Source organism: Bradyrhizobium sp. 14AA (assembly GCF_054185205.1).
Genome location: NZ_JAVAYM010000015.1, coordinates 185,308 through 207,328, shown reverse-complemented (window position 1 = coordinate 207,328; position 22,021 = coordinate 185,308). Strand labels below are relative to the sequence as shown.

Here is a 22,021-nt window from a genome sequence, read left to right as displayed (position 1 = left end):
CGCGCTGCGAGCCAGGAAGCCCGAGCGGCTGGTCGCCGTGGCTCTCGCCAACAAGCTGGCAAGGATCTGCTGGGCGGTCATGACCACGGGTGAGGGCTTCCGTACCGACACCTATGTCAAGGCTTGAGTGCACCTCACCGTCTCAAGTCGCCTTCAAGAGGAGTAAGCCTGTTCAAGTTTGGTAAGCACGAAAGAAGTGATGAGCGATACGGTCACCGCCGAAAGCCATGGACACCCCGACATCGTCACGAGCCGCCAAGCTCGCCGCAATGATAGGGACCGCGGCAATCGGATTTCATCAGGGCCAGCGGTCATAAACCCCGCACCAACAGGCCGGACATATGACCGAAGCAGACCAACTCGTTCGATACTTCAAAAAGCGCTTGCCAATAGGGGCCGTCCACATATGACGAGGAGGAGACAGCGGTCGCCCGTCTATCACCACCTTACGGCGGCGACGACAGCCTAGCCCGCCCCGATCAGCGGGATCGCCTCGTCCCGCTCGTAGAGGTACAGCAGGCACCGCAGCGCCTCGCCGCGCTCGCCTTTCAGCTTGGGATCGTCCTTCAGGATGCGCAGCGCCTCGTCGCGGGCCTGGGTGATGAGCTGGCCATGGACCTCCGAGCGCGCGATGCGATAGCCGGGCAGGCCGCTCTGGCGCACACCGAGCACGTCACCTTCGCCGCGCAGCTTCAGGTCTTCCTCAGCGATGCGAAAGCCGTCGGTGGTCTCGCGGATCACCTTCAGGCGTGCCTTCGACATCTCGCCGAGCGGCTCCGAATAAAGCAACAGGCAGGTCGAGGCCTCCGAGCCGCGTCCGATGCGGCCGCGGAGCTGGTGCAGCTGGGCGAGGCCGAAGCGCTCGGCATTCTCGATCACCATGATGGTCGCGGCCGGCACATCGACGCCGACTTCCACCACGGTGGTCGCGACCAGGAGGCCGATCTCATGGGCGGCGAACTGGCCCATCACGCGGTCTTTCTCGGTGCCCTTCATCTGGCCGTGGACGAGGCCGACACGGTCGCCGAAACGTTTTTGCAAACTCTCGAAACGCTTGGTCGCATTGGTGAGATGCTCGGTGCCTTCGGCCTCGGACTCCTCGACCAGCGGACAGATCCAGTAGACCAGCTTGCCGGACTGGAGCGCGCGGCCGATGCTCTCAGTGACCTCGTCCAGGCGACTCATCGAAATGGTGCGGGTTTCGATAGGTTGGCGGCCGGCCGGTTTCTCGCGCAGCTCGGAGATGTCCATATCGCCAAAGTAGGTCAGCACCAGCGTGCGCGGAATGGGCGTCGCGCTCAGCACCAGCACGTCGACCGCTTCGCCCTTCGACGTGAGCGCGAGGCGCTCGCGCACGCCGAAGCGGTGCTGCTCGTCGACGATGGCGAGGGCAAGATCATGGAAGATCACATCGTCCTGGATCAGCGCATGGGTGCCGACGAGCAGGTCGATCTCGCCGGCTTCGAGTTGCGCCAGCAGTTCGCGCCGTTCCTTGCCCTTTTCCCGCCCGGTGAGGATCGCGACCCGCAGGCCGGCGCGCTCGGCGAGCGGCGCGATGGTCTTGATGTGCTGGCGCGCCAGGATTTCGGTCGGCGCCATCAGAGCGGCCTGCTTGCCGACTTCGGCAACGGCGGCGGCAGCGAGCAACGCGACCACGGTCTTGCCGGAACCGACATCGCCCTGGAGCAGGCGCAACATGCGCACGGGCTGTTGCAGATCGCTGGCGATCGCCGCGGCCGCGTCACGCTGGGACAGCGTCAATGCATAGGGCAGGGCGTCGATGATCTTGCTGCGCAGGTGACCATCGCCGGCGTTGCGCACGCCGGCCGGCCGGCGCAATTGGGCGCGGATCAGCGCGAGCGCGAGCTGGCCGGCCAAAAGCTCGTCGAAGGCGAGGCGCGACCAGAACGGCTTTTCGGGCAGAATGTCCGTCAGCTCGACCGGCTGATGCACGCGGGTGAGCGCCTCGGTGACCACCGGGAAATTGCAGCGGCGCAGGACCTCCGGGCTGATCCATTCGGGCAGGGCCGGCAGCTTCTGCAGCGCCTGCGCGATCGCGCGGCGGAGCGAGCCGAGCGCCAGGCCCTCCGTCAGCGGATAGACCGGGTCGATCCCGGAGAGTTTCGAGATCGCCTCCTCGTCCAGTACGCGGTCGGGATGCACGATCTGCGGGATGCCGTCGTACATCTGCAGCGTGCCGGAGACGTAGCGCTTCCCCCCCATCGGCAGCAGCTTTTCGACATAGCCGGGTTTGGCGCGGAAGAACGTCAGCACCACGTCGCCGGTGTCGTCGCTGGCGTAGACCAGATACGGCGCGCGCGCATTGCGCGGCGGCGGCGGGCGGTGGCGATCGACGGTGACCTCCAGCGTCACCATGGTTCCCTGGACCGCGTCGCGGATTTTCGGCCGGGCCCGGCGGTCGATGACCTGGCTCGGCAAATGCAGCAGCAGGTCGACCAGCCGCGGCGTCTCGCTCCGGCTGAGCAAATACTGCAACAGCTTGTCCTGCTTCGGACCGACGCCGGGCAGGCTGGTCACGGGGGCAAACAGCGGATTGAGCAGACTGGGGCGCATCAGGCGAATCTAGGATCGTTTCGGCTCGTCATGCCCGGCTTTATGCCGGGCATCCACGTCTTTTTTCGTGCCCGCAGCGGGTACCAAGCCAGATCAAACCGAAAGGCCAAATCGAGGGCTGACACGACCGGTTCGAGTGGCTATATCACCCCGGCCCGGCACGTCCGGGCTTTCTGCGTTTGACTGGATTTGAGACATGACGGGAACGACACGATCGAGCAACGGGCTGGACGATCGCCGCAAGCGGCTTCTGTTCCGCTGTTGGCACCGCGGCACGCGCGAGATGGACCTGATCCTGGGCCGCTTTGCCGATGCCGAGATCGGCAATCTGTCGGACGCCGAGTTGACCGAGCTCGAGACCCTGCTCGAGGTCAACGATCCCGATCTCTATGCCGCCATCACCGGCGACAAGGTGCTGCCAGCCGATGTCACCGGCGCGTTGTTCGCCCGCATCAAGGCCTATCCGATCGCGGACCGCGACGTATGAAGCAGGGAATGAAATCTCCGGCCGAGCTGCTCACGCCCGGCCGCGCGCTGACGCTTGCCAATGTCGCGGAAGGCGCCGAGGGCCTGGTCGTCTCCGATCTCGCCCGCGCCCTCGCGGCGCGCCCGAAGAAGCCGGCCGTGAGCCTTGCCGTGGTCTGCCGCGATGGCCCGCGTATGCAGCAGCTCGAACGCGCCCTGCAATTCTTCGCGCCCGATCTGCCGGTGCTGATCTTCCCGGCCTGGGACTGCCAGCCCTATGACCGCGTCTCGCCGCATGGCGGCATCCTGGCGCAACGCCTGACGACGCTGGCGCGGCTGGCCTCCCTGACCGGCAGCGACAAGCCGCTGATCGTGCTGACGACGGTGAACGCCATCGTGCAGCGCGTTCCCGCACGCGAGCTCGTTGCCGCGCAGGCGCTGTCGGTTGCGCCCGGCAACGTCGTGCCGATGGACACCATTGTCGCCTGGCTCGAGCACAACGGCTACAACCGCTCCTCGACCGTGCGCGAGCCTGGCGAATATGCCGTGCGCGGCGGCATTCTGGATCTGTTTCCGGCGGGCCTCGAGCAGCCGGTCCGCTTTGACTTCTTCGGCGACAGCCTGGAATCGATCCGCACCTTCGACGCCGAGACCCAGCGCACGCTGCTCGATATGCGCGCGCTCGATCTGGTGCCGATCTCGGAATTCCAGCTCGTCACCGACACCATCCGCCGCTTCCGCATGGGCTATGTCGCCGAGTTCGGCGCGCCCGAGCGCGACGATGCGCTGTACGAGGCGGTCAGCGAAGGCCGCCGTCATCCCGGCATGGAGCACTGGCTGCCGCTGTTCCAGGACCGGATGGACACGCTGTTCGACTATCTGCAAGGCGCGACCGTCGCGATCGAGCCGCAGGCCGAGGACGCCATCCGCGAGCGCTTCAAGCAGATCCAGGACTATTACGAGGCCCGCCGCGATGGCATGGAGCATCCAGCCGGCGGCGCCATCTACAAGCCGCTGCCGCCGGACCGGCTTTATCTCACGGACGAAGAGTGGACCAAGCGCGAAAGCACGATGCCGCTGGTGCGGTTGACGCAGTTCTCTGTCCCGGCCGACGGGACGAGTGTCGTCGACGCCGGCGCCCGCAAGGGCCGCGACTTCGCGCCGGAGCGCAATGACACCACGGTCAACGTGTTCGAGTCCGTCGTCAGCCACGTGATGGCGCTGCATGCCGAGCGCAAGAAGGTCGTGATCGCGCTGTGGAGCGAAGGCTCGCGCGATCGCATGAATTCGATGCTGCGCGACCACAAGCTGACCCACACCACCAGCGTCAACACCTGGCGCACGGTGCAGGCGACCCCGCGCAACGAGACCATGCTCGCCGTGCTCGGCCTCGAAAGCGGCTTCGAGACCGACGAGATCGCGCTGATCAGCGAGCAGGACATCCTCGGTGATCGCCTGGTGCGGCCCCGCAAGGCGAGCCGCAAGCTCGACAATTTCATCTCGGAGATCACGAGCCTTTCGGCCGGCGACATCGTCGTCCACGTCGACCACGGCATCGGTCGCTTCGTCGGCCTGCAGACCCTCGACGTCGCCGGCGCGCCGCATGACTGTCTCGAACTGCACTATGCCGCCGAAACAAAACTGTTCCTGCCCGTCGAGAACATCGAGCTGCTGTCGCGCTATGGCTCCGACCAGACCACGGTCGAGCTCGATCGCCTCGGTGGCGGCGGCTGGCAGACCCGCAAGGCGAAGCTCAAGAACCGCATCCGCGAGATCGCGGGCGAATTGATCAAGATCGCCGCCGCGCGCCATCTGCACGAGGCGCCCAAGCTGCCGGTGCAGCCGGGCCTCTACGACGAGTTCTGTGCGCGCTTCCCGTATGATGAGACGGAGGACCAGCTGGGTGCGATCGAGTCCACCCTGAAGGACCTCGAACTCGGCCGCCCGATGGACCGGTTGATCTGCGGCGACGTCGGCTTCGGCAAGACCGAGGTGGCGTTGCGCGCGGCGTTTGCCGTGGCGCTCGAGGGCAAGCAGGTCGCCGTCGTGGTGCCGACCACGCTGCTGGCGCGCCAGCACGCGAAGACCTTCACCGAGCGCTTCAAGGGCTTTCCGGTGAACGTGGCACAGGCCTCGCGCCTGATCGCGACCAAGCAGCTCAACGAGGTCAAGAAGGGCATCGCCGATGGCTCGGTCGACATCGTCGTCGGCACCCATGCGCTGCTCGGCAAGGCGATCAAATTCCGCGATCTTGGCCTCGTCATCGTCGACGAGGAGCAGCATTTCGGGGTCACCCACAAGGAGCGGCTGAAGGCGCTGCGCTCCGAGGTGCACGTGCTGACGCTGTCGGCAACGCCGATCCCGCGCACGCTGCAGCTGGCGCTCACCGGCGTTCGCGAGCTCTCGATCATTGCCTCGCCCCCGGTCGACCGCTTGGCGGTCCGTACCTTCGTCGCTCCGCACGATCCGCTGATGATCCGCGAGGCGCTGTTGCGCGAGCGTTACCGCGGCGGCCAGGCATTCTATGTGGTGCCGCGCATTGACGACCTCGCCGAGGTCAAGGACTTCCTGGACAAGAACGTGCCGGAGATGAAGGTCGCGGTCGCGCACGGGCAGATGCCGCCCGCCGTGATCGAGGACATCATGACCGCGTTCTACGACGGCAAGTTCGACATCCTGCTGTCGACCACGATCGTGGAATCCGGCCTCGACATTCCCAACGCCAACACGCTGATCGTGCATCGCGCCGACATGTTCGGCCTCGCCCAGCTCTATCAGCTCCGCGGCCGCGTCGGCCGCTCCAAGCTGCGGGCGTACGCGCTGTTCACGTTGCCGGCGCAGCAGAAGATCACGGCGCAGGCCGAGCGCCGGCTGACCGTGCTGCAATCGCTGGAGACGCTGGGGGCGGGCTTCCAGCTTGCCTCGCACGACCTCGACATCCGCGGCGCCGGCAACCTGCTCGGCGAAGAGCAGTCCGGCCACATCAAGGAAGTCGGCTTCGAACTCTACCAGTCGATGCTGGAGGAGGCGATCGTCAACCTCAAGGCCGGCGTCTCCGAGCCCGCCGCCGACCGCTGGTCGCCGTCGATCACCATCGGCATGCCCGTGCTGATTCCGGAGGACTATGTCGGCGACCTCTCGGTGCGGCTGTCGCTGTACCGGCGCCTCGCCGATCTCGACACCGAGGAGGAGATCGAGAATTTTGGCGCCGAGATGCGCGACCGTTTCGGCGTGCTGCCGGACGAGGTGCGTTACCTCTTCAAGGTTGCCGCGATCAAGGCGTTCTGCCGCAGGGCCAATGTCGGCAAGATCGACGCCGGCCCGAAGGGCGCCGTCATCGCCTTCCGCGACAACTCGTTCGCCCATCCCGAACGGCTGGTGTCGTTCATCAAGAGCCATGGCCAGGCTGCCAAGGTGCGGCCCGACATGAAGGTGGTATTTTTACAGGACTGGGAGACTCCGGAAGAGCGTCTCGCCGGAACCACCGAAATCATGCGGCAGTTGGCGCAGCTCGCCGAGAGCAAGAAGGCGGCGTAGGGGCTCCCCGGGCCCGGTCACGCGGTATTTGGATACGAAAACAGCGACATCTGGCCACTTGCGGAATGCTCGAACAACAGCCATGTTCGATTCGTGGAGTTTCGGCCAAACGACTTGGCCCCGTCACAGAGCCTATGGTTCGTGCGACCCGCGACTGGTTTACCGGCCGCGGGTTTTTTGTACCCGCCCTTTGAAAAGATTGAGGTCGCAAGTTTGTCTATCAATATCGATTCAGGCCTGGACAACGACGACGAGCACGACGACGTCATGTATCCGCAGGTCCTGCCGTTCGTACTGGTCCACCTGGGATGCGTCGCGGCGATCTGGTCGGGCATCTCGTGGCAAGCCGTTACCATATGCGTGGTTCTGTACTGGTTGCGCATGTTCGGGGTCACGGCCGGCTATCATCGGTATTTCTCGCATCGCTCCTACGCGACCAGCCGGGTGTTTCAGTTCATCCTGGCCTTCCTGGCCCAGAGCAGCGCCCAGAAGAGCGTGCTGTGGTGGGCCGCCAAGCATCGCCATCATCATCTTCACTCGGATACAGCGAAGGACGTGCATTCACCCCGGCACAAGGGCTTCGTCTACAGCCATCTCGGCTGGATCTTCTACCGGCAGCACGATGCGACCGACCTCGTGAAGGTGTCGGATCTGGCGGCCTATCCCGAGTTGATGTGGCTGCACAAACTCGAGCTTCTGCCGGCATTCGTGCTCGCGGGCCTCTGCTTCCTGATCGCCGGATGGTCGGGACTCGTGGTCGGATTCCTCTGGAGCACCGTGCTGGTGTATCACGCCACCTTCTGCATCAATTCCCTCGCGCATGTGCACGGCCGCCGGCGCTATGTGACCGGTGACGACTCCCGCAACAATTGGCTGCTCGCCTTCTTCACGATGGGCGAGGGGTGGCACAACAATCACCACGCCTATCAGGCCAGCGCCCGGCAGGGCTTCTACTGGTACGAGATCGACTTCACTTATTATATCCTGGTGGTCCTGTCCTGGTTCGGGATCGTCCGGGATTTGAAAGCGCCCCCGAAGCTGGTTCTTCGCAACGAGCACCGGTTGGGCTCGCGCGTGGTCAAGCAGGCGGCCGAGCAGCTCGCTGCCCGCTTCAATCCCGAGCACATCGCGCAGGCGATCAGGACGTCGATCCATGAGACCGAATTGTCGGTGCGGGACGCGATCACCCTGTTGCAGCAGCGTGCCGATTTGCGTCTGGCCAGCATGCCGACCCGCGAGCAGTTGCTGGCTGAAGCGCAGCGCATGTTCACGAAGACGATCTCCCTGGACGACATCGTCGACCGCGCCCACGAACTTCTGAATGACTCTGTCGGATTTCTCCTGGCCGCGCCTACTCCCGCTCTGGCGACCAACGCCAAACCAGGGACGAATGGCGGCGGCTAGCACGAGCTACCGTAGGGTGGGCAAAGCGGAGCGTGCCCACGAGTTTCGTCGTTGTTGAAAATGGTGGGCACGGCGCTACGCGCCTTTGCCCACCCTACGGCAGCGAGGTTGTGGCTACGACGCCGCGCGCGAGGCGTCGGCCGACAGCCGCCCAAGCAGCGACCGTGCCGTATCCGACGGCGACAGCGAGTCCACGCTGACGACGGGATCGCTGCGCATCTCGTGCTTGCCGTTCGAGGTGTGCCGCATCACCGCGGATAGGCGGCGCGCGATCATGTGAGCGGTGCGGAAGTCGGTCTCCGCGAACACGACGATGACCGAGCCGTCCTTCTGCGCCGCGCCAAAATCCATCTGCCGCATCAGACGGCTCAGGATGCGCGCGGCATCGAGCTGGGCGCGGGGATTATTGGGGTCGAAGGCGAAACGCGCGACGGAGAGGCCGCCGCCGCGGGCGAGTGCCTGGTCGACCGCCTTGGAGAAATCGCGGGCAAAGGCTTCCACCGTGAGCAGGCCGCTGCGCGGATCGAGCCAGCCACCGGCGTCGATCGAGCGCAGCGTGCGGCTCAGCTGCGCTTCCATCGCGTGCTGGCGGATCAAGGGCAGCGCGTTGGCTGCGACCGTCGCCGGCTCGCCCGGGATCAGCTCGAGATTGGGCAGGTCGTAGGTCTGCGTCAGTTGGTGTGCGGTGACGACAACGGGCAGGCTGCGGAAGCGGGTGTCCTCGGCGAGCACCGTGAGGAAGGCATCGGTCACGCGCGCCGTGAAACCCTCGGCCAGCACGACGCCGTCGAGGTCGCGGGTATTGAGATGTTTTGCCGCGGCCTCGATCGAGAGCGCGCCGATGACGCCGGCCCGTTCACCGAGGGCGACGGAGAGGGCGGGATAGGCCGCACCGCGGCCGATCAGGAGCACGGTGGCATCGCGGGCGGGATCGGCCTCCGGCAGCGCGACCTTCACTTCCGGCAACCGGCGCAGCACCGTCGCATGCAGCGTGCGCACGCGCAGCGCGGCGCGAAGCCGCGCGATCAGGCGGTCGGAATTGCCGCCGCGCGAGGAGAAGGGCAAGGCGTTGTGCGGGAGCGTGCCTGGCGCATCGAGCGCCACGAAGGGCAGGTAGAGCGATTGATCGGCGATCTTCTTCGCGAGCAGCGCCAGGTGCGGCTCATGTCCACCATGCATCGCGGCAAGAACCGCAGCCGGCTGCACCTGCTCGACCGCGCGCGCCGCGCCGGCCCAGTCGGTGTCGACCACGGGAAAGAGCCGGGCCTCGTCCAGCGCCGCAATGAAGGCCGGCCGCCCGGCATTGGACACAAACAGGATCGGGCCCGCCTGGGACATCAAAAAACTCTGATCACGCAACAGATGCTGCGCAATCTAGTTTAGCCGCCTTAATGCTGCGTCAACGGAAGCGCCGAAACTGCGCCTAGACCGGACCGGAGCGGTCGCGAAAAGCCTCGACCATCAGGGGGTTAAGCCCGAGCTCGCTGAGCGCCTCGCGGGCGCGGGCATTGTCCTGGGCGCGGCCCGCCAGCCGGTGTCCCGAGAGCCGGTCGGGCAGCGCGGTGAGCAGGGCGCCCTGGCCGAGGCGCCGCGCCCATTCCTGGAGGTCGTTGGAGAGGAAGCGGTAGCCGCCGACAGCCATGATTCCGGAGGGCGGCGCGGTAATGCAGATCGCGCCGCTTGGACGGTCGAGCCGGGCGGCATAGCCGGTGTCGACATAGTCGCGCGGCGGCTGCGCCGTCAGGGTGTCGCCGACCGGCTGCGGCGGCGCATAGGCCGCGATCGGCACCATCGCCCCGCGCAGGCCGAGCGTGCCCTTCGGCGTCAACAGAATCTCGCCGGCGATGGAGGAGCCGGATTGTTCGCGCGGTGCGCCGTGCGGCCCCGGCATCACCGCAACAGGCATGCCGTCCTCGCCACGGCGGGCGCCGAACAGGCCGGCCTCGCCGAAAAGATAGACGTCGGTCAGCGGCGCATGCGGCGCGATCCAGGCATCGCTCGCCGCCACCTGCTCCGGCGCGCGCCAGAGGCCGACGACGTTGCGCAAGGTCGGCATCCGCGCCGCCAAATCGGCATCGCCGAGCCGTAGCGCGAGCTGCGCCGGCGCGATCAGCACCTCGCATTCGTGCTCGTTGATCTGCCGCTCCAGTACCTCGGTCTCGAAGGGATGATGCAGCGCCAGCGCGCCGCCGGAGAGCAGCCACACCGCGAGCGAGGAGGCGAGGCCCGCGAACGACATCGGCGTGAACGCGGCCATCACCGTCGCGCCCTGCCTGATGTCGGCTTCGAGCGACATCGCAAGGCCGCCGGCGATCAGGCTGAAATGCGGCCGCGGGACGGGGCGAAAACCTTCCGCGGTGACGTCGAAGGAGATCATCGCCGCCTTGCGGCCGTCTTGGATTACGGCGCGCGTGGTGCCGGGCGGGCGGGCCAGCACCTCGTCGAGCGAAGCCATGCCCTCGGGCAGGTCGGTGCCGAACCCGCAGACGTGACGGATCGAGAAGGCTTCGGCGGCCGCGTGCATGGCCAGATCGGCGTAGCTGACGCCGTCGACTGTGCTCATGGTGACGATGGCGCGCGCCGCGGTGCGGTTCAGCGCCGCGGTCAGTTCCGCATGGCGCCAGAGCAGCGGCAGCACGGCGACGACGAGGCCGGCGCGATGGGCGGCAAGCACGGTGAGCACGAACTCGACGGTGGCAGGCAGCTGGATCGCGATGACGGAATTGGCCGGCAGGCCCGATTCGACGAAATAGGCCGACAGCGCCTCGATGGCCGTGTCAGCCTCGGCATAGGTCATTCGCCGCGGCTGGTGCCCGGTCACGCGGGCCTTGTTGAGGGGATCGAGCAGAGCGGGCGCGTGCGGCTGCCGCATCAGCGTGCGCTGAAACAACGTGTCGAGCGTCGGCGATACGGCTGGCTGGTTCACGGCGTCACTTTGCCTGAGTCGCTGGAGGCTGCCCCTTCGACCACCAGGTCTCCGGCAGATAGCCGGACAGCGAAGTGGCCTTGGGCCGTTCTATCCGATTCCAGCGCGCGATCCATTGTTCGGATACGTTAAACAGGGGGATTGTGTAGAAGCCCGCGATCAAGGCGCGGTCGAGCGCCCGCACCGACGAGACGAAGGCCGTATGTTCACGGGCCTCGAGCAGTGCGGCGATCATGGCATCGACCGCCGGATCCCTCGCGCCCATGTAGTTGCGGGTCCCCGGATTGTCGGCGGCGGCGCTGCCCCAGTAGAAATATTGCTCGTTGCCGGGCGACAGCGACTGGTCCCAGCGGTTCTGGATCATGTCGAACTCGTAGCCGAGCCGGCGCTGGTCGAACTGCACGGGATCGACCGTTCGCACGCTCGGCTCGATGCCGGCACGCTTGAGGTCGCGCTGGAAGGCGAGCGCGATGCGCTCCTGGTCGCGGGTCGTGACCAGCATCTCGAAGGTGAAGGGCGCCTTGGTCGTGCGATTGCGCAGCACGGTGCCGTCGAGATCGTAGCCGGCCTCCGACAACAGCTTCAGCGCCGCGCGCAGCGTGGTGCGGTCGCGTCCCGATCCGTCGGTCACTGGCAGGCGATAACTGCCGTCCATGATGTCGGGCCGAATTTGTGCGGCGAAGGGTTTGAGCAGTTCGTGCTCGCGCGCGTCCGCGGGATGGCCATAGGCGGATAGGTCGGAGCCTGCGAAATAGCCGGCGACGCGCGAATAGAGTCCGAAAAAGTAGTTGCGGTTGACCAGCTCGAAATCGAACAAAAGTGTCAGTGCCTGGCGCACGCGGATGTCGGCGAAGATCGGGCGCCTCGTGTTGAACACCAGGAATTCCGAGGGCTGCGGCACGCCTGGCTTGATGGTGTCGCGGATCACTTCGCCGCTTTTGGCGGCTGAAAAATCATAGCCGTCGTGCCAGCGCAGCGGCTCGTGCTCGACGCGGAAGTCATAGAGGCCGCGCTTGAAGGCTTCGAACTGGCCGTTGGCCTCGCGAAAATAGTCGAGCCTGACCTCGTCGAAATTGTAGAGCCCGCGATTGATCGGCAGGTCCCGGCCCCAATAATCGGGATTGCGCGTCAGCGTCACGCTGGCGCCGGGTTTCACCGCCGTGACGCGATAGGGGCCCGATGCCACCGGGGCGGTCAGCGTCGTCTCCTCGAAGGTCGCGACATCGACGGCGTGCTTGGGCAGGATCGGCATCAGGCCGAGGATCAGCGGCAGCTCGCGGTCGTTGGCACCAGTGAGTTCGAAGCGGACGGTGAGGGGATCGCTCGCCTCGGCCCTGGCGACCTTGGCGTAATATTGCCGGTGGTTGGGGCGGCCGTGGTCGCGCAGCAGCTCCCAGGAGAACAGCACGTCCTCGGCCGTGACCTGCTTGCCGTCGGAGAAGCGGGCGCGGGGATCGAGGCGGAACGTGACGAAGCTCCGCTCGTCGTCGGTCTCGACTGACCTGGCGAGCAGGCCGTAGAGCGTGAACGGCTCGTCCTGGCCGCGCGCGAGCAGGCTTTCGACGACGTAGTTGCGGATCGGCTGCACGGCCAGGCCTTTCACGATGAAGGGATTGAGGCTGTCGAAGGTGCCGAGGATGCCCCAGGTCAGCCGGCCGCCCTTGGGCGCATCAGGGTCGGCGTAGGGCATGTGGGTGAAATCGACGGCCATCGCCGGCTTGCCGTGCATGGCGATGGCGTGGGCCTGCTCGCCCCGTGCGCCGGTTGCCCATAGCCCGACGGCCGCGGCTAGGACGCAAAGGCGGACGCCGGAGCCCTCGAGAAGGCGCTGGAACATGAACATTTGCACACGTTGATTCGAGGATCGGCGCGCCTGAATCCTATCACAGGGAATTTGGTGGGGCGCTGCCACCAAGGCGGTCAAAGACGCTTGTCGGCATTGATCTTTTCGTCGGCCACGTTAAGAAGGCACCCGATCGCGCAAGAGCGTCGAGCCCGTCACTTATCCGCCTCATTTGACGGGGAGAGAGCCGCGCCCAACGCGGCTAGGTTCGTCGCTTCGGAGCGGTTCGGGCGCTTCCCGTTCAGAAAGGGTTTTCCGCAATGAATTTCCGTTACTTGGCCGCGTCCGTCCGGCCGCGCGGGCGACTTCTCGCCTTGTTGACGGCGACGGCGTTGGCCGTTCCGTTTACCGCCGAGGCCCAGACTCCGGCGCCGGCGCCTGGTGCACCCGCCGCTCCCAAGGCGGCCCCGGCTCCGAAAGCTGCTCCCAAGGCGGCCCCCAAGGCTCCGGCCCAGGCCCAGCCGGCGCAGCAGGCTCCCGCCCAGGGCGCTCCGGCGCAGCAGGGCGCGGCCCAGCCGGCGGATCAGCAGATCCAGCTGATCTACGCCCCCTGGACCAAGTTCTGCCTCAAGGGCCAGGACGCCAACGCCAAGCAGGTCTGCTTCACCGGCAAGGACGGCCGCATCGAGTCGGGCCAGCCGGTCATCGCCGCCGTGATCATCGAGCCGGAAGGCGAGCCCAAGAAGATCCTGCGCGTGACCTTGCCGCTCGGCATGCAGCTCGTGCACGGCACCCGCATCATCGTCGACAGCAACGCGCCGCTGCAGAGCCCGTACGTGATCTGCTTCCAGAACGGCTGCATGTCCGACTACGAGGCGACGCCCGAGCTCATCGCCAACATGAAGAAGGGCCAGAACCTCGTCGTCCAGGCGATCAACGCCAACGGCGCGCCGCTGACCCTGCCGCTGCCGCTCGCCGGCGAATTCCAGAAGGCCTATGACGGTCCGCCGACCGATCCGAAGGTGTTCGAGGAAACCCAGAAGAAGCTCCAGGAAGAGCTTCAGAAGAAGGCCGACGAGCAGCGCAAGAAGCTCGAGCAGCAGGGTGGCGCGCCCGGCGCACCTCCGACCGCTTCGAAGTAATCGGGGCTTAATCCCGGACATGAAAAAGGCGCTCACCTGGAGCGCCTTTTTTACTGGGCCGTTGGGTCCCGGCGAAGATCAGTTCAGCGACGGATTGCGCGGGCGATAGCCGCCGGTCTTGTCCTTGATGAAGATCTCGGCGACCTGGGAATGCCGGATCGGCTCGCCGGAATCGTCGGGCAGCAGGTTCTGCTCGGACACATAGGCGACGTACTCGGACTCCGCATTCTCCGCGAGCAGGTGATAGAACGGCTGGTCCTTGTGGGGCCGCACCTCCTCGGGAATCGACAGCCACCACTCCTCGGTGTTGTTGAATTCCGGATCGATGTCGAAGATCACGCCCCGGAACGAGAAGATCCGGTGGCGTACGACCTGTCCGATCTGGAATTTGGCGGTCCGCGCTTTAATCATTCCCCGTCGATAGACCAGGATTGTGGCCGATGCTAGTGCCCTCATCTGGAATTAGCCCCCGCTTCCGGGGCGGATAGCCCCCAAGTCTTCAGAAAACACTTCATCAATGGTCGATATCCTCAATCTGGCGCTGCCTTATTTCGGCTTGATCTTCGTTGGTTTCGCCTGCGGCAAGCTCAAGTCCCTGCCGGAATCGGGGCTCGCCTGGATGAACTTCTTCCTGCTCTACGTGTCGCTGCCGGCGCTACTTTTCGCGATCATGTCGAAGACGCCGTTTGCGGAATTGAACAACCCGCCGTTCCTGATCGCGACGACGCTCTCGACGGTCGCGGCGTTCACCCTGGCGCTCGTCGTCGGCAAGGTTTTCGGCCGGCTGTCGCTGCGCGAGGCGACGCTCGCGGGCCTGTCCGGCGGCTACGGCAATATCGGCTATATGGGCCCGGGGCTGGCGCTGGCGGTGCTCGGGCCGAAGGCGTCGGCGCCGACCGCGCTGATCTTTTGCTGCGACAGCATCTTCCTGTTCACGATCGTGCCGCTCTTGATCGAGCTGTCCGACCGCGATCATCCCTCGCTGGTCCATGCCTTCGGCGTCGTGCTGAAGCAGATCGTGCTCAACCCGCTGATCATGTCGGCGTGTTTCGGTGCGGCCGTGGCGGCGCTGCATATCGAGCTGCCGGTCGCGCTCGACCGCACCATCACCTTCCTCCAGAACGCGGCCGCGCCGACCGCGTTGTTCGTGCTCGGCGTGACCGTGGCGCTGCGCCCGTTCGACCGCGTCCCGTGGGAGGTCCCGGGCGTGATTGCGGTGAAGCTGTTGATCCATCCGCTCACCGCATTCGGCCTGATGCTGGCATTCGGCCCGTTCGCGCAGCCCTGGGCCGCGACCGCCGTGCTGATGGCCTCGCTGCCGCCGGCGCTGAACGTGTTCGTCATCGCGCGGCAGAACGATGCCTGGATCGAATCCGCCTCCGTCGCGGTGCTGCTCGGGACGTTTGCGTCCGTGGTCACGCTGACCAGCGTGATGTGGGCGATCCAGACCGGGCGGCTGGCGTTTCCGTGAGAGACGCTATTTTCGCCAGGTCGGCGTCAGGCCCTCGCGCATCGCAAAGCGCCTGAGTGGGCCGATGGCACCGAGCAGGTGCATGCCGACGGCACGGACCGGCTGGAGCGGCAGGAAATCGTTGAGCAGGGAGCGGTTGGCGATGTCGATCGCATACGTCCGGCTCAGGATGTCCGGGCGCCGTGCGCGGTCGTAGCGCTTGAGCACCTCGTCCGCGCCGGGATCCTCGCCCGATGCGATGGCCTCGGCGGCGAGCCGAGCAATGTCGGCGGCATCGCGCAGGCCGAGATTGAGGCCCTGGGCGCCGATGGGAGGCACCACATGAGCGGCCTCGCCGACCAGCGCGATGCGGTCGCGGCCGAAGGATTTGGGCCGTTCGATCGCCAGCGGGAACAGGTTGCGGCCGGGCTCCACCGTCATGCGTCCGAGGATCGAATGCGACTGCTTCTCGATCTCGGCGGACAGCTCCGCGTCGCTCAAGCCGCGGAGCCGTTCAGCCTCGGCTGGAGCCGAGACCCAGACGATGCTGGAGCGGTCGCCGGGCAGGGGGACGAACACGCAGGGACCGTGCGGTGTGTGGAACTCGGTCGAGACGTTGCGATGCGGCCGCGTGTGGCCGACGTTGAAGGTCAGCGCGGTCTGCGTCAGCTCGCGCCGCGTCACCGCAATGCCGGCGGCCTCCCGGCACAGCGAATGCCGGCCGTCGGCGCCGACCACGAGGCGGGCAGACAGGAATTGCGCGGAGGCCGTACGGATTGCGACGTCATCGGCTTCGATGACAACGCTCTCGGCCTCGTCATCGAAGCGGGTGAGGTTGGGCAGCTCGGCCGCGCGCTCTTCCAGCGCCAGCATCAGCGAGCGGTTGTCGATGTTGTAGCCGAAGGCATCGAGTGCGATTTCGTGACAGGAGAACCGGACCTCCGGCGCGCGGAACAGCCGGCCGGTGTCGTCGACGAGCCGCATGATCTCGAGCGCGGCAGCCTTGTCCCTGCAGCGCGGCCAGACATCGAGCGTCTCCAGGAGATCGACAGAGGCACCCAGCAGCGCGGTGGTCCGGTTGTCGGCATAGGGCACGCGTCGCGCCACCAATGCGGTCCGCGCCCCGGCCTGCGCCAATGCGATGGCCGCCGCAAGTCCGGCCGGTCCACCGCCGATCACGGCCGCGTCAAAGTGTGTCGATGCGTCTGTCATGGAACGACAAATGACACGCCCCGCGGCAAATTCAAGCCCGCTGATTTTGCCTGATTTTATGACGAATTGTGCGACCGGGCGGCGCAATGGCTTATGTGCAAACCGGTCCCGTTCTGATAGCAGAAGCCATGGATACCCAGCAGGATTCCCTGAAGCCGAGACCGGCGATCCGCGCCGCGGCCTTCACGGTGCACATCTTCACCGCCTTCGGCGCGGCGATCGCGCTGCTCGCAATGCTGGAGGCCGTGCGCGAGCACTGGGCGGCGATGTTTCAATGGTTGGGCGTCGCCCTGATCATCGACGCGATCGACGGTCCGATCGCGCGCCGGCTCGATGTCAAGAACGTGCAGCCGAACTGGTCGGGCGACGTGCTCGACCTCGTGGTCGATTTCGTCACCTATGTCTTCGTGCCCGCCTACGCGATCGTGGCGAGCGGGCTGTTGCTGCCGGTCGCAGCTCCCTTGCTCGGCGTCGCCATCATCGTCACCAGTGCATTATATTTCGCCGATCTGCGCATGAAGGCGGACGACAATCATTTCCGCGGCTTCCCGGCGCTGTGGAATGCGGCGGCGTTCTATCTGTTCCTGCTGCACTGGCCGCCGCTGTGGTCGACGCTGCTGGTGGCTGCGCTCGTCGTGCTGACCTTCGTGCCGTTCCACGTGCTGCATCCGGTGCGCGTCGTGCGGCTGCGCTGGCTGACGATGTCGCTGATCGCGCTCTGGGCGCTGCTCTCCCTCTACACGCTGGAGGTGGATTTCCGCGTCGGCACCGGCGTGACGGTCGCACTCTGCGCCATCGCGCTATGGATCAGCTTCAGCGACGCGTTGATACGGCTGGCAAGATCCTTCGCATGATGCATCTGCTGACCAGCCCCGAGGCGTGGGCCGCGCTTCTCACCTTGACCTCGCTCGAGATCGTGCTCGGCATCGACAACGTCATCTTCCTGTCGGTGATCGTCTCGCGCATCCCGGAGAAGCAGGCGCATCGCGCCCGCCAGATCGGGCTGGCGCTGGCGCTGGTGTTCCGCATCATCCTGCTCAGCCTCTTGGTCTGGCTGATCGGCCTGACCGCGCCGGTGTTTTCGTTCCAGGGTTACGACTTCTCGTGGCGCGACCTGATCCTGATCGGCGGCGGCCTGTTCCTGATCGCGAAGGCGACGCACGAGATCCATGCCGAGGTCGAGGCGGATGACGGCGAGGGCGATGAGAAATCCGGCGGCAGCGCCTTCTTCTGGGTGATCGTCCAGATCATCGTCATCGACATCGTGTTCTCGCTGGACTCGATCATCACCGCGATCGGCATGGCGCAGGACATCGAGATCATGATCGCGGCGGTCGTGATCGCCTGCCTGATCATGTACATTTCGTCGGGGCCGGTGTCGCGATTCGTCGCGGAGCATCCGACCACCAAGATGCTGGCACTGGCATTCCTGGTGCTGATCGGCGTCGCGCTGGTTGCGGACGGTTTCCAATTCCACATCCCGCGCGGCTATATCTACTTCGCAATTGCGTTCTCGGCGGCTGTCGAATTCTTCAACGTGCTGGCCAAGCGCAACCGCAGGAAACCCGGCAAGCCGTCGGTTTAGGCGCTCCAGCCGGCGTCGAGTTGACAAGACGGGCGCGATGTCTTTCGCTTGGCGGCGAGAAGAGGAGGTCAGGCGATGACCAAAGCGGTCCGTGTGCACAAGGTCGGGGGCCCCGAAGCCCTGGTCTATGAGAGCATCGACGTGCCGGCGCCCGGCCCGGGCGAAGTGCGCATCCGCCAGCATGCGGTCGGCCTGAACTTCATCGACGTCTATTATCGCACCGGCCTCTACAAGGCGCCGGGGCTGCCCTTCATCGCCGGCAACGAGGCCTCGGGCGAGGTGGTCGCGGTTGGGCCCGGCGTGACGCATTTCCATCCGGGCGACCGCGTCGCCTACTATCACAATCTCGGTGCCTATACCGGCGAGCGCAACATCCCCTGGGAGAAGCTGGTCAAGCTGCCCGATCACATCACGCACGAGCAGGGCGCCGTGCTGATGCTAAAGGGGCTGACCGTCTGGTATCTCCTGCACAAGACTTTTAGGGTCGAGCCGCATCACCGCGTGCTGATCCACGCCGCGGCCGGCGGCATCGGCCTGCTCGCCTGCCAATGGGCTCGGGCACTCGGGGCCCACGTCATCGGCACGGTCGGCTCGCGCGAGAAGGCCGAACTCGCCGAGGCCAATGGCTGCGACCACGTCATCCTCTACAATGAGGAGGACTTCGTCGCGCGCGTGAAACAGATCAGCCGCAACGAGGGCTGCGACGTCGTCTATGACGGCGTCGGCAAGGCGACCTTCCCGGGCTCGCTGTCCTGCCTGAAGCCGCGTGGCATGTTCGTCTCCTTCGGTAACGCGTCAGGTCCCGTGCCGCCGTTCTCGATCGCCGAGCTCAACAATCACGGCTCGCTGTTCGCGACGAGGCCGAAGCTCAACGACTATGTCGGTACGCGCGCGGAACTCCTGGAAGGCGCCGACACGCTGTTCGCCGCCGTCATCAACGGCAAGCTCCACGTGCCGATCAACCACGCCTACGCGCTGAAGGATGCCGCGAAGGCCCATATCGATCTCGAGAGCCGCAAGACCACGGGTGCGTCGATCTTGAAGCCTTAATTCCTTCACCATCATCCGCCCCGTGTCCCGGACGCGCCGCAGCGTTCTTACGCTGCTGCGCAGAGCCGGGACCCAGAAGGGGCACGCGACGCTGCGGGGAGATGGGCCCCGGCTCTGCAGCGCACCGCCGAAGGGGCGCTGCGCTGCGTCCGGGGCACGAGACTTGTCCTACGCCACCCGTCTTGCCGCGCCGGCCTTGGTCAAAATTCCGTCGAGACAATCGATCATCTCGGCGATCTCTCCCTTCGTGACGTTCAGCGCCGGCATGAAGCGCAGCGTGTCCACCTGCGGCGCGTTCAGCAGCACGCCGGCCTCGAACGCCTGCGCGACGATCCCGGGCGCGATCGGCAGCTTGAGGTCGAGCGCGAGCAGCAGCCCGCGTCCCCTCACGCCGCCGAGCCCGTGCCGAGCCGAGACCTTCTGCAACTCGCTTTCCAGCAACAGCCCGGTTTCGGTGACCGACTTGAGGAAGTCCGGCTTGCCGATCTCCTCAAGCACTGCCAGGCCCGCCGCGCACATGATCGGGTTGCCGTTGAACGTACCGCCCTGGTCGCCGTGCTCGAAGCAGGAGGCGCGTTCGGTCGCGAGCAGGGCTGCGAGCGGCACGCCGCCGCCGATGCCCTTGCCGAGCGTCATGATGTCGGGCGCAATCCCGGCGTGCTCATAGTGGAAGAGTTTTCCGGTCCGGCCCATGCCCGTCTGGATCTCGTCGAAAATGAGCAGCAGGCCGTGCGTCTCGGTGAGCGCACGCAGCTCCTTCAGGAACTGATCGGTCGCCAGCCACACGCCTGATTCACCCTGGATCGGCTCGAGCATCACCGCGACGGTGTTGGCGTTGATCAGCTTCTCGACCGAGGCGATGTCGTTGAGCTTCGCCTTCTTGAAGCCTGATACCTTCGGCTCGAACAGCGGCTCGAACGCCTTCTTGCCCGAGGCCGACATCGTCGCCAGCGTCCGGCCGTGGAAGCCGCCTTCGAAGCTGATGATCTCGAACGCGCCGCCTCTGTGCAGGTTGCCATATTTGCGCGCGAGCTTGATCGCGCCCTCATTGGCTTCCGCGCCCGAGTTGGCGAAGAACACCTGGTCGAAGGCGCTGTTTGCGACCAGCGCCTGCGCCAGCTTGAGGCTCGGCTCGTTGTAGAACGCCGGGCTCGGCGTCAATAGCCGCTTGGCCTGCGCGGCGAGCGCATCAGCGATTGCGGGCGGGGAGTGACCGAGGCAGTTGACGGCCCAGCCCTGCACGAAATCGAGATAGCGCTTGCGGCCGTCGTCCCAGAGGTAGGAGCCCGCGCCGCGGACGAACACCGCCTTGGGCCGTGCGGTGATGTCCATCAGCGCGTCATACGGATGGGTGGCGGTGGTCATGTCGAACTCCTCTGGAGGCGGGTGGAAAAGGGACGCGAAAAGCAAGAAGGCCGCACTTTGCGGGTGCGGCCTTCTCGAAAACTGTGCTGAATTCAGGTGTTCAGCGGCGTCGTCGGACATGGCGCAACCCATCATCGTCGCGGGAGCGACGACGCATGGCTTGGCGCAGATGGGTCCGAGAGTTGATCATGGGGCGCGGCAATACATGCGATCGGCAGGGCTTGTCAAGCAGGTGTTTTGCGCGACACCCGCCTGGCGTGCTTCGGTCAGGTTGGATGTGCGGCCGCTTCACTGAGCATCGTAATGGGCGAACACATCGGCGATGCCGGCGTTGATCGCCTTTGCCGCCGCGATGTCGCGCTCCGCCCCATCGGTGTCGCCTTTCTTGCGCTTCGCAAGTCCGCGGCCGTAAAGCGCGCTGTCGAGGCCGGGCTTTGCGCTCAGCGCCGCATCGTAGTCCGCAATTGCCGCGTCGAGATTGCCGAGCTTGAGGTGGGTGAGGGCGCGGCTGTCCAGCGTATAGGGATCGTCCGGACGCATCCGCAGCGACTGCTCGCAATCGGCAAGCGCCTCCTGCAAGCGTCCGACGATCGCGCGCGTCATGCAGCGCGAATTGAATACGCCGGAATAATTCGGATTGGCCTTGATCGCGTGGTCGTAATCCTCGAGCGCAAGTGCATAATCATGCGTCTCGAAATACATGTTCGCGCGTGCATAGAAATCGAGGTCGTTGTTCGGGGAGAGCTGAAGCGACTTGGCGAAATCGGCCAGCGCGCGGGCACGGTCGCCGCGGTCACGATAGACGCGAGCACGGTTGCCATAGGCCGGGCCGTAATTCGGGTCGAGCTTGATCGACAGGTCGAAATCGGCGAGCGCGCGATCGGCCTCGCCGTGCTCGCGATAGGCCGAGCCGCGGTTGTAATAGGCCAGTGCGAATTTTGCATCCAGCTTGATCGCCTGATCGTAATCGGCGAGCGCGTGCGCGTAGTCGTTCTTGCCGGCGTAGGAGTTGCCGCGGTTGTTGTAGTAGAACGGATCACCGGGCTTGAGCCGGATCGCGCTCGTATAGTCGGCGATGGCATGGTCGCGATCGCCGAGGTCGTCATAGACGATGCCGCGATTGTACCAGGCGATGGCGTCCTTGGGATCGAGATCGATGGCGCGGTTGAGGTCGGCCACGGCGCGCTCGGTGTCACCTTGGCGGCGGAACGTCTCGCCGCGGTTGGCGAGCGCCCGTGCATGCGAGGGGTTGGCTTTCAGCACCACCGAGCAGCCCGCGAGGCGCTGTTCGTCGCTGACCCTGTCGGTGCCGAAGCACCATTGCCGCGCCTGCGCAGCCGATTGCGCGGCAGCCGGATGGGTGAGCAAGGTCAATGCGATACCGATCGCGCCTAGTCCGGCGCGGATGCTGATGTTGTGAATGCGTGTCATCTGATTGCCGCGCGGAAACCATTGAACCTCTAGCGCGTTTGTGATCGATGGACGCCAATTGGTTCGAACCGGACGCATGGCCGTTCCGACCAAGAGA

16 protein-coding genes and 1 pseudogene are annotated in these 22,021 nt (G+C 65.7%); 9 read left to right on the top strand and 8 right to left on the bottom strand.

Annotated features, from left to right (window positions below; all coding sequences use genetic code 11):
• Positions 1 to 127 (top strand): annotated as a pseudogene (locus RAD15_RS25990) (IS110 family transposase); the annotation flags it as partial.
• A 338-nt stretch (positions 128 to 465) separates the two neighbouring features.
• Here RAD15_RS25990 and recG read toward each other — a convergent pair.
• Entirely contained in the window at positions 466 to 2,574 is a 2,109-nt protein-coding gene (gene recG / locus RAD15_RS25985) for an ATP-dependent DNA helicase RecG (RefSeq protein WP_458181037.1), read from the bottom strand.
• Between the two features lie 196 nt (positions 2,575 to 2,770).
• Between recG and RAD15_RS25980 the strand changes: the two genes are divergently transcribed.
• The 3 genes from RAD15_RS25980 (at position 2,771) to RAD15_RS25970 (ending at position 7,980) form a co-directional block, all read left to right on the top strand.
• Complete coding sequence (locus tag RAD15_RS25980; protein ID WP_458181036.1) at positions 2,771 to 3,061, top strand: FAD assembly factor SdhE; 291 nt, start codon at positions 2,771 to 2,773, stop codon at positions 3,059 to 3,061.
• Positions 3,058 to 6,576, top strand: a complete 3,519-nt coding sequence (gene mfd / locus RAD15_RS25975; RefSeq protein WP_458181035.1) for a transcription-repair coupling factor — start codon at positions 3,058 to 3,060, stop codon at positions 6,574 to 6,576. The genes RAD15_RS25980 and mfd overlap by 4 nt, the downstream gene beginning before the upstream one ends.
• A 267-nt stretch (positions 6,577 to 6,843) precedes the next feature.
• The gene (locus tag RAD15_RS25970) at positions 6,844 to 7,980 is read left to right on the top strand and encodes an acyl-CoA desaturase (protein WP_458181044.1); all 1,137 of its coding nucleotides are present in this window, start codon (positions 6,844 to 6,846) and stop codon (positions 7,978 to 7,980) included.
• 114 nt (positions 7,981 to 8,094) lie between these two features.
• Here RAD15_RS25970 and RAD15_RS25965 read toward each other — a convergent pair whose 3' ends face one another.
• The 3 genes from RAD15_RS25965 to RAD15_RS25955 form a co-directional block, all read right to left on the bottom strand.
• A complete protein-coding gene (locus RAD15_RS25965) occupies positions 8,095 to 9,318 on the bottom strand; it encodes a GGDEF domain-containing protein (RefSeq protein WP_458181034.1) in 1,224 nt (407 codons plus the stop codon).
• Positions 9,319 to 9,403: 85 nt separating this feature from the next.
• Positions 9,404 to 10,906, bottom strand: a complete 1,503-nt coding sequence (locus RAD15_RS25960; RefSeq protein WP_458181033.1) for an AMP-binding protein — start codon at positions 10,904 to 10,906, stop codon at positions 9,404 to 9,406.
• A gap of 4 nt (positions 10,907 to 10,910) precedes the next feature.
• Positions 10,911 to 12,749 (bottom strand): extracellular solute-binding protein, encoded by a 1,839-nt coding sequence (locus RAD15_RS25955; protein ID WP_458181032.1) that lies wholly within the window; start codon positions 12,747 to 12,749, stop codon positions 10,911 to 10,913.
• Positions 12,750 to 13,009: 260 nt separating this feature from the next.
• Here RAD15_RS25955 and RAD15_RS25950 point away from each other — a divergent pair, with 260 nt between their 5' ends.
• Positions 13,010 to 13,831 (top strand): invasion associated locus B family protein, encoded by an 822-nt coding sequence (locus RAD15_RS25950; RefSeq protein WP_458181031.1) that lies wholly within the window; start codon positions 13,010 to 13,012, stop codon positions 13,829 to 13,831.
• Positions 13,832 to 13,909: 78 nt separating this feature from the next.
• Here RAD15_RS25950 and hspQ read toward each other — a convergent pair whose 3' ends face one another.
• Positions 13,910 to 14,242 (bottom strand): heat shock protein HspQ, encoded by a 333-nt coding sequence (gene hspQ, locus RAD15_RS25945; protein ID WP_458181030.1) that lies wholly within the window; start codon positions 14,240 to 14,242, stop codon positions 13,910 to 13,912.
• A gap of 106 nt (positions 14,243 to 14,348) precedes the next feature.
• On the opposite strand from hspQ, the gene RAD15_RS25940 reads away from it, so the two are divergent.
• On the top strand, positions 14,349 to 15,302 hold the full coding sequence (locus RAD15_RS25940) for an AEC family transporter (RefSeq protein ID WP_458181029.1): 954 nt from the start codon (positions 14,349 to 14,351) through the stop codon (positions 15,300 to 15,302).
• Between the two features lie 6 nt (positions 15,303 to 15,308).
• Here the strand turns inward: RAD15_RS25940 and RAD15_RS25935 are convergent, their stop codons facing one another.
• The gene (locus tag RAD15_RS25935; RefSeq protein ID WP_458181028.1) at positions 15,309 to 16,493 is read right to left on the bottom strand and encodes a UbiH/UbiF family hydroxylase; all 1,185 of its coding nucleotides are present in this window, start codon (positions 16,491 to 16,493) and stop codon (positions 15,309 to 15,311) included.
• Between the two features lie 86 nt (positions 16,494 to 16,579).
• Here RAD15_RS25935 and pcsA point away from each other — a divergent pair, with 86 nt between their 5' ends.
• The 3 genes from pcsA (at position 16,580) to RAD15_RS25920 (ending at position 19,128) form a co-directional block, all read left to right on the top strand.
• On the top strand, positions 16,580 to 17,347 hold the full coding sequence (pcsA, locus tag RAD15_RS25930; RefSeq protein WP_458181027.1) for a phosphatidylcholine synthase: 768 nt from the start codon (positions 16,580 to 16,582) through the stop codon (positions 17,345 to 17,347).
• Positions 17,344 to 18,078 (top strand): TerC family protein, encoded by a 735-nt coding sequence (locus tag RAD15_RS25925; protein WP_458181026.1) that lies wholly within the window; start codon positions 17,344 to 17,346, stop codon positions 18,076 to 18,078. Before pcsA ends, RAD15_RS25925 begins: the two co-directional genes overlap by 4 nt.
• Before the next feature lie 75 nt (positions 18,079 to 18,153).
• Positions 18,154 to 19,128, top strand: coding sequence for a quinone oxidoreductase family protein (locus RAD15_RS25920; RefSeq protein WP_458181025.1), 975 nt, complete (start codon positions 18,154 to 18,156; stop codon positions 19,126 to 19,128).
• Between the two features lie 168 nt (positions 19,129 to 19,296).
• Here RAD15_RS25920 and RAD15_RS25915 read toward each other — a convergent pair whose 3' ends face one another.
• Positions 19,297 to 20,493 carry an acetylornithine transaminase gene (locus RAD15_RS25915; RefSeq protein WP_458181024.1) on the bottom strand — a complete coding sequence of 399 codons (1,197 nt, stop codon included), beginning with the start codon at positions 20,491 to 20,493 and terminating at the stop codon, positions 19,297 to 19,299.
• Positions 20,494 to 20,781: 288 nt separating this feature from the next.
• Positions 20,782 to 21,924 carry a tetratricopeptide repeat protein gene (locus RAD15_RS25910; protein ID WP_458181023.1) on the bottom strand — a complete coding sequence of 381 codons (1,143 nt, stop codon included), beginning with the start codon at positions 21,922 to 21,924 and terminating at the stop codon, positions 20,782 to 20,784.
• Positions 21,925 to 22,021: the final 97 nt, after the last annotated feature.